Origin of the sequence: Rhizobium sp. RHZ01, assembly GCF_014851595.1 — a bacterium.
Lineage (GTDB): Bacteria > Pseudomonadota > Alphaproteobacteria > Rhizobiales > Rhizobiaceae > Rhizobium > Rhizobium altiplani.
Genome location: NZ_JACUZZ010000007.1, coordinates 33,905 through 46,056 on the forward strand (window position 1 = coordinate 33,905; position 12,152 = coordinate 46,056).

Sequence of the window (12,152 nt, forward strand, 5' to 3'; positions counted from 1 at the left end):
GCCGATAATTCGTATCGTGATCGCCAGCCGGAACTTGTTCATCGCGCCGGTTCATAGGCGCTTTTGCAGGGAAAAGGAAGAGGGATTCCATGAGGTCATCGCATGGAAAAGCCGCGAACTTGCCCGCCCGCGGCTTCTGTTTTCGGGGGACGATCAGGCGCGCGCCGTCACTTTTGCCGGGATCAGCACATTGACGATGACGGCGACGATGACGTTCAACGCCAATGCCAGGAGGCCGATATAGACGGTAAACGAGGTCTCTCCGATGGTGACAGGCTGCAGCGGTTTCAGGCCGTTGATCCAGACGAAGAGCGTGCCACCGAAGAAGCCGACGAACCAGCCTGCGATCAGACCGGGCGCGCGGAACCAATTGGTGTAGAGGCCGAAGACCAGCGCCGGAAACGTCTGGAGGATCCAGACGCCGCCGAGAAGCTGAAGGTCGAGCGCGAATTGGGTCGGCAGGAAAAGGATGACAAGAAGCGCACCGACCTTGACGACGAGCGACGTCACCTTCGCGACCTTTGCCTCGCCGGCATCTGTCACCTGAGGATTGACATAGGCCTTCCAGAAATTGCGGGTGAAGAGGTTGGACGCGCCGATGCTCATCACCGCCGCCGGTACCAGCGCGCCGATCGCAATCGCCGCGAAGGCGAAGCCCGCGAACCAACTCGGGAACAGCGTCTGGAAGAGCGCCGGCACGACATCGTTGGCGTTGTCCAGCTTCAAGCCTGCGGCATGTCCCATGTAGCCGAGCAGTGCCAGAAGGCCGAGCAGCAGTGTATAGGCCGGCAGCAACGCAGCATTCTTGCGGATGGTGTTGCCGCTGTTGGAGGCGAAGATGCCAGTCAGCGTATGCGGATACATGAAGGCCGCAAGCGCCGAGCCGAGGGCCAGCGTCGCGTAGGCGACATACTGGTTGGGCTGAAGAAGCAGGCTGCCGGAACCCTTTGCCTGGAACGCGGCATCAGCGGCAGCAAAGACATTGGCATAGCCGCCAAGCTTCGAGGGAATGAGCGCCACGGCGGCGATCACCACGATGTAGATCATGATGTCCTTGACGAAGGCGATCAGTGCCGGCGCCCGCAGGCCAGCCGAATAGGTGTAGAGCGCCAGCACAATGAAGGCGATCGCCAGTGGTACCTCGCCATGCAGCCCCAGCGCCTTCAGCGCGGCGGTCATGCCGACGAGCTGCAGCGCGATGTATGGCATCGTGGCGATGACACCGGTTACAGCGACGGCAAGCTCCAGCCCGCGCGAACCAAATTGGCCGTGAACCACGTCACCGGCGGTCACGTAGCCGAAGTCTTTCGCCCGCTGCCAAAGGAGCGGCATGACCATGAAGACGAAGGGATAGACAATAATGGTGTAGGGCAGCGCGAAGAAACCGTAGGCGCCAACCGTATAGACCAGCGCCGGAACAGCGATGACCGTGTAGGCGGTGTAGAAGTCGCCGCCGACCAGAAACCAGGTGATCCAGATGCCGAAGCTGCGGCCACCAAGGCCCCACTCGTCGATATGGGCAAGCGTCTTCGGCCTTCGCCAGTGGGTGGCGACAAACCCCATCACCGTGACGAGCACGAAGAAGAAAACGAAGACGGCAAGCGCGGTGGTGTTGAGTTCAGTCGTCATTGCGCATGCTCCGGTAGGCGATCCAGGTCAGGAAAGCGGTAACCGGCACCCAGGCGAGCTGATACCAGTAGAAGAATGGGAAACCGAAGAGAACCGGGTCGTGAAAGTTGTAGAAGGGAACCCAAAGGAGCCCGATATAGGGAATGATGAGCAGCCAGCAGGCTGCTGTTCCAAACCTTTTATCCATTTGATGATTGCCTTTCGGTGCTTGGGGGCGCAGCGAATCCGCGTCTAATCAAACAGATGACATAGACCCCTGCCCCCACACGGCAACGGCCGTCGTCCCGAAAGGGCCGCAATTTTCGAAAGCGTCTGAACCTTCAGGCGAAGCAGATCTTGCGGTCGAGCTCGCCGAGCGGCTGTACGCCTGTCAGCAGCGCACTCGCCTCCTCCTTGTCGCGGTTCATCTGCTCCACGAGGGGGTCGAGGCCATCGAACTTCAGTTCCGGGCGCAGATAGCCGAGGAAGGACACGGAGCAGAGCTGCCCGTAGAGGTCGCCGCTGAAATCGAAGAGATACGTCTCGAGCAGTGGCGCGCCATTGTCGGTGACCGTCGGTCGGCGACCGTAGCTGGCGACACCATCATAGAGCGTGCCATCGGCAAGGCGGAAGCGCACGGCATAGATGCCCGCCTGAATGTCTGCTTCGGCGGGCAACCGCATATTCGCGGTCGGAAAGCCGAGCTGACGGCCAAGCTTCTCGCCGCCGATGACTTCCGCTTCCACCGTATAGTGATAGCCGAGCATCGCCGCCGCCTCGCTGACATTGCCATCCCTCAACAATTCGCGAACGTGGCTCGAGGAGACGACGTCGGTATTCTCGTCACGAAACGCGTCGATCAGCGTCACGCCAAAGCCGTATTTCTGGCCGGCATCCATCAGGAAGGCCGGGCCGCCTTCCCGGCCGCGGCCGAAATGAAAGTTGAAGCCGGTCACGACCTCGGATGCGCTGAGCCAATCCTTGAGGATCGAATGGATGAAATCGTCCGCCGAGCGCTGTGAGAACTCCCGGTCGAAGGGATATTCGATGACGGCATTGAAGCCGATCGCTTCGAGGATGCGCGCCTTGAGCGGCGCCGGCGTCAAGCGAAAGACCGGCTGCTCCGAGCGGAAGACAGTGCGGGGATGTGGCTCAAACGTCAGGACCAGTGCCGGAATGCCCCGCTGCCTCGATATCTCCAAGGCCCGGTTGAGCACGGACTGATGGCCCCGATGCACACCGTCGAAGTTGCCGATGGCAATCACGCCGCCATGCAGATGGGCCGGCAGGGGTTCGCGGGTTTCGTTGCGGTGAAAAACGGTCATCGGCTGGCTTTTCTCTTGCGAGGCTCGTTATGCGAGGCGGGGCATCCACCACTTCGGCGTCGCTCGTTCGCGCTCCAGATAGGCGGTGAGGATCGCCTCGTCGGTCACTCCATTCAGCGTATATTCCGTCGCGTGGATGCCGCCGCTGATATAGAGGAGATCAAGCCCGTAATCGAGAGCGCCGCGAACATCGGTCGGCATACCGTCTCCGATCGCAAGCACACGGTTCAGCGGAAAGTCCCCGTGGGCTTCGCGGGCGGCAGATAGCACGGCCTCGTAGATCGGCTTGTGCGGCTTGCCGGCAATGCGCGTTTGGCCACCGAGCTGATTGTAATACGCCGCCATCGCGCCGGCGCAGGGGATGATCTTGTGGCCGCGCTCGACAACCAGATCGGGATTGGCACAGATCATCGGCACGCCACGCGCCTGAAATGCCTTCAGCATCTTGGTGTAGTCTTCCGGGGTCTCGGTTTCGTCGTCGAAGAAGCCCGTGCAGACGACCGAGTCCGCATCCTTGGCCTCGACGCGCTCGACACCAAGGCCCTCGATGATCGCCTCGTCGCGATCCGGTCCAAGCAGAAATACCTTCTTCGGACCCTCGGCGATCAGGCCCCGCGTGACGTCGCCCGATGTGACGATGCGGTCATAGGCGCCATCCTGGATGCCGATCTGGCGAAGCTGCGTCACGACCTGCGGAGCGATGCGCGGCGAATTGGTGATGAGAACGACGGTTAGCCCCTCGCCGCGCGCTGCTTCCAGCGCCGCAGCCGCCTTGGGAAAGGGATCGACTCCATTGTGCAAGACGCCCCAGACATCGCAGAACACCGCGTCGTAGTGGCTGGTGATTTCTGCAAAGTTCTCGATCCGCTTGGCCATTCCGATTTCCCGCTGTCGTTAAGTCAAGGTGACATCGCAAAGGCATGCCGGGATGGCAAGGCATTTTGCAGTGAGCAACGGCAAAAAACTGTGCTCGTCGATTAGAGAAGGGCCTCGCCCGTTTTGATTAGCAGGCCTGCGGCAGTCGACACAGCAAGTATCGTCAGGAGGCCCTTCTCGAATCGGAAGAGCATCACGCACGCCATTACAAAGATCCCAAGCGCCGCGATATCGAGGGTCCGCCACTCCGGCCATGCGACGCTGACGATTGGCAGACCGGTTTTCCCGGACAGGAGTGCGGCACGGCCAACTTCGGCGAAGAGCACGTGCAGACCGAACCAAAGGGCAAGGTTGAGGATGACGCCGACTACCGCCGCGGTGATCGCCGAAAGGGCCGACGAGAGGTTTTCGTTGCTGCGCAGCTTCTCGATGTAGGGAGCCCCGGCGAAGATCCAGATGAAGCTCGGCACGAAGGTCGCCCAGCCGGCGAGGAAGGCACCAAGGAAGCCCCCGGCAAGCGGCGCCATGGCGAGCGGGTTGCGATAGCCGGCGAGAAATCCGACAAAACAGAGAACAAGAACAAGTGGCCCGGGCGTCGTCTCGGCAAGTGCCAGTCCATCGAGTATCTCGGCCGGCTGAAGCCAGGCGTAATGGCCGACGGCGACCTGGCCGACATAGGAGAGGACGGCGTACGCGCCTCCGAAGGTGAAGACGGCCATCTTGGAGAAGAAGATGAAGACCGCGCCGAAAACATTGGTTTCGCCGCTCAGGGTTTCGGCGATCAGGTCCGTCGGTACATCGAGGCCGCGAATGAAAAAGAGTGGCGACTGCCAGACAAGGATCCAGAACACGAGCACCACAAGAGGCCTTGCGATCACATGCGTCGTAACCGCGGGAAAATGCGTGCGCGAAGAGGCTTGCGGCAAGACCGGCGCTGCCAATCGACGCTTGGAATACTTCATCCATAACAAGCCTACTGCTCCGGCCGGGATGATAACCAGAGGAAACGGCAAGTTCAGGAAGAAGAGAGCCAGGAACGACGCTCCGGCCACATAATAATGAAAGCGCTCCCTCAGCGCTCGGCGCCGCACCCGGAGCAAGGCCTCGATGACGATTGCCAAAACGGCAGCCTTTGCTCCGAAGAAAAGCGCGGGAAGCCACGCGGCCTCCTGAAAGACGGCGTAGAGGCTCGACAGCATCAGGATGACAAGGAAGCCCGGCAATACAACCAACAAGCCGGCAATGAGGCCGCCGCGCACGCCGTGCATCAGCCAGCCGATATAGGTGGCCAGTTGCTGAGCCTCCGGGCCAGGCAGCAGCATGCAGAAATTCAATCCGTGCAGGAAGCGCTCCTCGGAAATCCAGCGCTTCTCATCGACAATCGTCGTGTGCATCAGGGCGATCTGACCGGCCGGCCCGCCGAAGCCCAAGCAGCCGATGCGCGCCCATACACGCGCCGCCTCCCCAAGTGTCGGTACCGCTATGATTTCGTCCGCCGCGATCGTTTTGTTCACGGTTGCCGCCCCCTGCCCCAAGCTGCTCGATACCATCGGCGTGTATGCGCGGCAATCCTGACGCCACTCGCCCCGCGGGTGCCGCAAACGTTCCGGGGATACAAAAGCTCTCCAGCTTCAGGACGTTCGGAAATCTCGGAGAGAACGCAGCCTGTCGCACTTCCGACAAGGATTTGCTGTTAAGGCTGTTTGTGAGGACGGCGAAGAAAAATTGCGGCCGTTCTTGACTCCCCGTTGGGCCACTCCTAAATGCTGCCTCGCTAGCACTCACCAAGCACGAGTGCTAACACCCATCCGTGCGGGCCGCTCTCGGCCTGCGAGTGTCATTTGATCGAGGGATTAGACAATGGCAAGCACCAATTTCCGCCCCCTTCACGATCGCGTCGTTGTCCGTCGCGTTGAGTCCGAAGAAAAGACCAAGGGCGGCATCATCATTCCCGACACCGCCAAGGAAAAGCCGCAGGAAGGCGAAATCGTCGCCGTCGGTTCCGGCGCTCGTGACGAGTCCGGCAAGGTCGTCGCTCTCGACGTCAAGGCTGGCGATCGCGTTCTGTTCGGCAAGTGGTCCGGCACTGAAGTCAAGATCAACGGCGAAGACCTTCTGATCATGAAGGAAGCCGACATCATGGGCATCATCGGCTAATCAGCCGTTTTTCCCCTTTCCGATTTTAGCTACGGGCCCATAGCCCGGACAACTCGAATTCAGGAGTTTCAATCATGGCAGCTAAAGAAATCAAATTCGGCCGCACCGCGCGCGAAAAGATGCTGCGTGGCGTCGACATTCTCGCTGACGCAGTGAAGGTAACGCTCGGCCCGAAGGGTCGTAACGTCATCATCGACAAGTCCTTCGGCGCTCCGCGCATCACCAAGGACGGCGTTTCGGTCGCCAAGGAAATCGAACTGGAAGACAAGTTCGAAAACATGGGCGCCCAGATGGTCCGCGAAGTTGCTTCGAAGACCAACGACATCGCCGGCGACGGCACGACGACCGCAACGGTTCTCGCTCAGGCGATCGTTCGCGAAGGCGCCAAGGCTGTTGCAGCCGGCATGAACCCGATGGACCTGAAGCGCGGCATTGACCTCGCTGTTGCTGAAGTCGTGAAGGATCTCCAGGCCAAGGCCAAGAAGATCAACACCTCGGAAGAAGTTGCCCAGGTCGGCACGATCTCCGCAAACGGCGAAAAGCAGATCGGTCTCGACATTGCTGAAGCAATGCAGAAGGTCGGCAACGAAGGCGTTATCACCGTCGAAGAAGCCAAGACCGCTGAAACCGAACTCGAAGTCGTCGAAGGCATGCAGTTCGACCGCGGCTACCTCAGCCCGTACTTCGTCACCAACCCGGAAAAGATGATCGCTGATCTCGAAGACGCCTTCATCCTCCTGCACGAGAAGAAGCTCTCGAACCTCCAGGCCATGCTCCCGGTTCTCGAAGCTGTCGTTCAGACCGGAAAGCCGCTCCTCATCATCGCTGAAGACGTCGAAGGCGAAGCTCTTGCTACGCTCGTCGTCAACAAGCTGCGTGGCGGCCTGAAGATTGCTGCTGTCAAGGCTCCTGGCTTCGGCGATCGCCGCAAGGCCATGCTCGAAGACATCGCGATCCTCACGGGCGGCACTGTCATCTCCGAAGACCTCGGCATCAAGCTCGAGTCGGTTACCCTCGACATGCTCGGCCGCGCCAAGAAGGTTTCGATCTCCAAGGAAAACACGACGATCGTCGACGGTTCGGGCGCCAAGTCCGACATCGAAGGCCGCGTTGCCCAGATCAAGGCCCAGATCGAAGAAACCACCTCCGACTACGACCGCGAAAAGCTGCAGGAGCGTCTTGCTAAGCTCGCTGGTGGCGTTGCAGTCATCCGCGTCGGCGGTTCGACGGAAGTCGAAGTGAAGGAAAAGAAGGACCGCATCGACGACGCGCTCAACGCGACGCGCGCTGCTGTTCAGGAAGGTATCGTACCGGGCGGCGGCGTTGCCCTGCTGCGTTCCTCCGCCAAGATCTCCGTCAAGGGCGAGAACGACGACCAGGAAGCTGGCATCAACATCGTTCGCCGCGCTCTGCAGGCTCCGGCCCGTCAGATCGCCGAGAACGCTGGTGACGAAGCATCGATCGTTGTTGGCAAGATCCTCGAGAAGGGTCAGGACAACTTCGGTTACAACGCCCAGACCGGCGAATACGGCGACATGATCGCCATGGGTATCGTCGACCCGGTCAAGGTTGTTCGCACGGCTCTGCAAGACGCAGCTTCGGTTGCTTCGCTGCTGATCACCACCGAAGCCATGATCGCCGAACTGCCGAAGAAGGACGCTCCGGCTGGCATGCCGGGCGGCATGGGCGGCATGGGCGGCATGGACATGATGTGATAGGCGAAAGCCTATCGCTGAAGCGTCCATAAAGCTTCACCGATCTATCTCCTGGTTTTCCCGGAATAGGAAGGGCGGTCTTCGGACCGCCCTTTTTCGTTCCGGCGCATGATTCGCCAGGTGAGCTTTTTCAATCGTCAGGTGAAACGTTTAACCGTATATCTGAATGCGCCTCGCATTCGGCGAAGCTTTCGCAGAGCTTGTGAGCCTGCATTATTTCTTCCAAAAGCTGTGTTATCCGTTCGCTGCAATTTTATGCACATTTCAGAGCTCAGGAGAGCATTGAAACCGGTTGCACTTCGGCATCTGCGCATTTTTTTGCTCTTTTTCGCGTCCCCCATACTTTCACGGTTGTTTTTCCACTCACAGTAGCGATCGGCATTATGCAAAAAGCGGATTGCCGTTTGCATGAAAGTGCCTATAAATCCCCTCGCATTCGGCGCGTGTCATCAGCCGATGGGTCACGATGCGCATCGATCCTGACCACGAGAATGCGACGTAGGATTCGGGACAACCCCTTCCCGAAAAATATATTAGAAGTTGAGTAACGCCCCCGTGAAATTGGAAGCGGTTCCGTGAGAAGAACCGGCAATCCAGACCCCATTTCCCGGTCGCCCGAGCATGATGCGCGGTGCAACATGAACCTGCTCATTTTTGCCGGACGTGCGGCGGGGGAAGCCGCACCTAAGCTGGGGAAAAATTTGTTCAAAATCGCGAGAACCAACGCCGCGGCACCGCTTATGCCGGGCTCACTGGATATCAGCAATCATGATCCTGAAATGCTGGCGCAGTTTTCCATTTCGGAAACCTGGGTCGGAGACCTGTCCAGCGGCGTGATCCGCCTCAAGGAATGGAGCGCCCTGCTGCACGGACTCCCGGCGCGGGTATGCGGGCTCCTGAGCCTCATGCGCTGCTACGATCCGAAGGATCACGATCACATCCTGGAACTCTTCGAGCAGGCTGCGACGCTCTCCTCATCCTTCTGTTTCTCGACCACCATCATGATGTCGAATGGCTTCCGTCAGCCGTTGTTCTGCATGGGCGAGTCGAACGGCCACGACGATGCTAATCACGGCAGCATGCTCGGTGTTTTCATCTTCCCTCGTTTCAAGACGAATACCGGCGGCGAGTTTGCCAGGCGCCAATAGACGCTCCCGCACATGAAAAAAGCCGGCCTTTTGGACCGGCTTTTTGCATATTTGCCTCAGATTTACGCAGGCCGTGCCGGGATATTCAACCCCTTTTCCGAGGCCGGCCGGGCGATGCAGCGCTCTAGCCAGTCCATCACGGCCGGGAAGCTCTTATAATCCAACACCTCACGCCCGCCGTAGAAGATGTCGGCACCGCGGAGCCACGGGAAGGTGGCGATATCGGCGATCGTGTAGAGATCGCCCATGATCCACTGGCGACCCTGGAGGCGTGCTTCCAGTACGCTCAGAAGCCGCTTTGATTCGTCGCGGTAGCGCTCCATCGGATACGAGTTGTTGGCAACCTTATCGGCCGCGAATTTGTAGAAGTGCCCGAACTGTCCGAACATCGGTCCGATACCGGCCATCTGGAAGAAGACCCACTGGATCGTCTCGTAGCGCCCGGCTGTATCTGATGGAATGAGTTTGCCTGTCTTCTCTGCCAAATAGAGCAGGATGGCACCGGATTCGAAAATGCCGATCGGCTTTCCATCGGGGCCATTGGGATCGATGATTGCCGGGATGCGGCCATTGGGATTGAGCGATACGAATTCCGGCGACTTCTGGTCGTTCGTGCTGAACGAGATCAGATGCGGTTCATAGGACAAGCCAAGCTCTTCAAGCGCAATCGATATCTTCACGCCGTTCGGGGTTGGCAACGAGTAAAGCTGGATGATATCCGGGTTCGCTGCTGGCCAGCGCGTCGTGATCGGAAATGCGGAAAGATCTGCCATCGGGGTCTCCATCTTGGGCGGCCGACCATAAAAGAGGCGCACCATCGATGGCAAGCCGACTTCGCCAAGATCGGTCGTTCAATAATAGAGAACGAAGTGTCCCTTTCCGTCTATCTTTCCACAACAGCAAAAAAAGGCGACAAAGTGGCATCCGGGGTTGCAACCGTGCCGGGGCACAACAACCTCAAACGCCATTCAACGGAGACAACGTTCATGTCGAATACCAACAATATTGTCATTCTTGTCGCTCGCGTCCTCTTGTCGTTCATGTTCATCCTTGCCGGCTTCGGCAAGCTGACCGATCCGGCTGGAACCGCTGGCATGATCGCCGGTGCTGGCCTTCCGGCGTCGACTGCCCTGACCTATCTCGCAGGCGCCTTTGAATTTGTAACTGGCCTCGCGGTTCTCGTCGGCTACCAGACGAAGATCGTCGGCTGGCTGCTCGCAGCCTTTTGTATCTTCACCGCTGTCGTCTTCCACCTGCCGACGGTCAACGTTCCGGATTTCCCGGCTGCCGCTCTCGGCTGGATCAACGCCCTGAACCAGATCATGGTCATGAAGAACTTCACGCTGGCCGGCGCTTACATCTTCCTCGCCATTGTCGGCCCGGGCCTCTACTCGCTCGACGCACGCCGCGGCGCCTACGCAGTCGCCTAAGCGATCAAGCATCCTCCCAAGCATGAAAAACCCGCCGTCACCAGACGGCGGGTTTTTTCGTGTGTTGATTTGGCGATGGTCAGAGTGCCGAGCGAACGGCGTCGATCAGCCGCTGAACGGTCGCGTCGTTCGCGTGGCTTTCCTTGCGTGCCCTGACGAAGCAGGCCTGGGAGCGAAGGATGACGCCGTCGGACAAGATCTTCAGGTTGTTCGCGCGAAGAGTCGAACCAGTCGAGGTGATGTCGACGATGATATCGGCCGATCCCGAGGCAGGCGCCCCTTCCGTTGCCCCAAGGCTTTCGACGATCCGGTAGAGCTGGATGCCGTGCTGGCTGGAGAAGAATTGCTGCGTCAGCCGCCAGTATTTCGTGGCAATCGCCAGGCGCCGGCCGTGACGGGCGCGAAAGTCGGAAGCAACATCGCCGAGATCGGCCATAGTGTCGACGTCGAGCCAGATTTCAGGAACGGCAACCACGACATCGGCATGGCCGAATCCGAGACGCGCGCAGATCTCGACGCGCTTGTCGGCCTCCGCCAGGCCCTCGCGGACAAGGTCTTCGCCGGTGACACCGAAATCGACGGTGCCGCTGCCAAGTTCACGGGAAATCTCGGAGGCGGAAAGGAAGGCAACTTCGACGTCGTCCCAACCTTCGACGCGTCCGCGATAGGAGCGATCGTTGCCGACAGCGGTGATCCTGATCCCGGCGCGTTCGAAGATCGCCGAGGCATCGTCCTTCATCCGGCCCTTGGAGGGCAATGCGATGGTAATCGTCATCATACGGCCCTCTCGGCTTCGATGCGATCCAGCCAGAGCGAGAAGCCGACGGCGGGAATGCGTTCCTTGGCGCCCAGGAAGGTCATCAGGCGATCGAAACGGCCCCCACCGGCGAGAACCGCCGACGTGCCCTGGACGCCGATCTCGAAAACCAGGCCGGTGTAGTAATCCAGCGGACGCCCGAAGGCTGCGCGGTAATCGATCAGCGCCAAATCGACGCCGGCATTGGCCAGAGCGGCCACGCGGCCGTCGAAACGCGCCAGCGCGTTGCCGAGCTTGAGGCCCGCGGCGTCGGCAAAACCGGCCAAGGCCGCCGAAGCATTGATCAGCGGTACGTTCAGCGACAGGAATTCTTCCAGCACGCGGAAGGCCGCATCATCGAGGCGCGTTTCGGAGAGGATCAGCTTTTCCTTCAGACGGCGCGCGATTTCGAGCGGCGAACGGCTGGCATTCGTCGAATAGCCCGTCGCCTGCATCGTCGCATCTATGTGTGCAACAAGTGCTGCTTCATCGTCGGCGGCAATCAGATGTGCCATCTCGTCACTCAATCCAGTTACGAACTGAGGGCTGACGAGGCTTGCCAGCAGAGCTTCGAGCTGGCTCATGTTGCCGAAGGCATGGATCAGGCGCTTCTGCCAGCCGAGCGGCAGGCCAAGCGCCTGCACCACTGCTTCGAAGACAGCCTGATCGCCGAGTGTCACCGCAAGACGCTTGCCGGGAACGACGCGCTCCAGCACGCCGATCGCATCACCGATCGCACGCGCGTCGGCAGCGGCAATATTGATGTCGCCAAGATCCTCGATCCCGGCTTGATAGAACTCGTTGCCGCCTTCACGCCGCTGGCGGAAAACTTCGCCTAGATAGGAATAGCGCTTCGGCGTGCCGGTCGCGCTCTCGATGTGGCGCAGGCAGACGGGGATCGTGAACTCCGGCCGCAGGCAAAGGCTGGCGCCCGTCTCGCTTTCGGTCATGAAAATGCGCCGGCGAAGATCCTCGCCGGCGATGTCAAGAAATGGTTCGGCCGGCTGGATGACGGGCGTATCTACCCGCTCCGTCTTTCGCGCCGCAAACTCTGAGAGGAGCTCGCCGGAGAAGTCCGGCAGGTTGATCAGGGCCAT

At 59.8% G+C, this 12,152-nt stretch carries 12 protein-coding genes; 4 read left to right on the forward strand and 8 right to left on the reverse strand.

All coding sequences use genetic code 11. The features are described 5' to 3' along the window. Nucleotides 1-153: 153 nt before the first annotated feature. From IB248_RS09840 to chrA, 5 genes are all read right to left on the reverse strand, one after another. Nucleotides 154-1,629, reverse strand: a complete 1,476-nt coding sequence (locus IB248_RS09840; RefSeq protein WP_112644305.1) for a sodium:solute symporter family protein — start codon at nucleotides 1,627-1,629, stop codon at nucleotides 154-156. Beyond that, nucleotides 1,619-1,816 carry a DUF3311 domain-containing protein gene (locus tag IB248_RS09845; RefSeq protein ID WP_018856919.1) on the reverse strand — a complete coding sequence of 66 codons (198 nt, stop codon included), beginning with the start codon at nucleotides 1,814-1,816 and terminating at the stop codon, nucleotides 1,619-1,621. Before IB248_RS09845 ends, IB248_RS09840 begins: the two co-directional genes overlap by 11 nt. Nucleotides 1,817-1,949: 133 nt before the next feature. After that, complete coding sequence (locus IB248_RS09850) at nucleotides 1,950-2,933, reverse strand: bifunctional riboflavin kinase/FAD synthetase (protein WP_192240750.1); 984 nt, start codon at nucleotides 2,931-2,933, stop codon at nucleotides 1,950-1,952. 27 nt (nucleotides 2,934-2,960) lie between these two features. Continuing rightward, nucleotides 2,961-3,809: a TIGR01459 family HAD-type hydrolase gene (locus IB248_RS09855; protein WP_018116665.1), complete on the reverse strand. Its 849-nt coding sequence runs from the start codon at nucleotides 3,807-3,809 to the stop codon at nucleotides 2,961-2,963. A 101-nt stretch (nucleotides 3,810-3,910) separates the two neighbouring features. Continuing rightward, complete coding sequence (chrA, locus tag IB248_RS09860; RefSeq protein ID WP_192240751.1) at nucleotides 3,911-5,359, reverse strand: chromate efflux transporter; 1,449 nt, start codon at nucleotides 5,357-5,359, stop codon at nucleotides 3,911-3,913. A gap of 310 nt (nucleotides 5,360-5,669) precedes the next feature. Here chrA and groES point away from each other — a divergent pair, with 310 nt between their 5' ends. The 3 genes from groES (at nucleotide 5,670) to IB248_RS09875 (ending at nucleotide 8,829) form a co-directional block, all read left to right on the forward strand. Next, nucleotides 5,670-5,966 (forward strand): co-chaperone GroES, encoded by a 297-nt coding sequence (gene groES / locus IB248_RS09865; RefSeq protein WP_004675403.1) that lies wholly within the window; start codon nucleotides 5,670-5,672, stop codon nucleotides 5,964-5,966. Nucleotides 5,967-6,040: 74 nt separating this feature from the next. Further along, complete coding sequence (gene groL, locus IB248_RS09870) at nucleotides 6,041-7,681, forward strand: chaperonin GroEL (RefSeq protein WP_018116667.1); 1,641 nt, start codon at nucleotides 6,041-6,043, stop codon at nucleotides 7,679-7,681. Between the two features lie 701 nt (nucleotides 7,682-8,382). Continuing rightward, the gene (locus IB248_RS09875; protein ID WP_037089657.1) at nucleotides 8,383-8,829 is read left to right on the forward strand and encodes a hypothetical protein; all 447 of its coding nucleotides are present in this window, start codon (nucleotides 8,383-8,385) and stop codon (nucleotides 8,827-8,829) included. A 62-nt stretch (nucleotides 8,830-8,891) separates the two neighbouring features. On the opposite strand, the gene IB248_RS09880 is transcribed toward IB248_RS09875, so the two are convergent. Beyond that, nucleotides 8,892-9,602 (reverse strand): glutathione binding-like protein, encoded by a 711-nt coding sequence (locus IB248_RS09880; protein WP_018856915.1) that lies wholly within the window; start codon nucleotides 9,600-9,602, stop codon nucleotides 8,892-8,894. A gap of 213 nt (nucleotides 9,603-9,815) precedes the next feature. On the opposite strand from IB248_RS09880, the gene IB248_RS09885 reads away from it, so the two are divergent. Next, nucleotides 9,816-10,259, forward strand: coding sequence for a DoxX family protein (locus IB248_RS09885; RefSeq protein ID WP_025659452.1), 444 nt, complete (start codon nucleotides 9,816-9,818; stop codon nucleotides 10,257-10,259). Between the two features lie 79 nt (nucleotides 10,260-10,338). Here the strand turns inward: IB248_RS09885 and hisG are convergent, their stop codons facing one another. Further along, complete coding sequence (gene hisG, locus IB248_RS09890) at nucleotides 10,339-11,034, reverse strand: ATP phosphoribosyltransferase (protein WP_025659453.1); 696 nt, start codon at nucleotides 11,032-11,034, stop codon at nucleotides 10,339-10,341. Further along, nucleotides 11,034-12,152 (reverse strand): ATP phosphoribosyltransferase regulatory subunit, encoded by a 1,119-nt coding sequence (locus IB248_RS09895; protein ID WP_192240752.1) that lies wholly within the window; start codon nucleotides 12,150-12,152, stop codon nucleotides 11,034-11,036. The genes hisG and IB248_RS09895 overlap by 1 nt, the downstream gene beginning before the upstream one ends.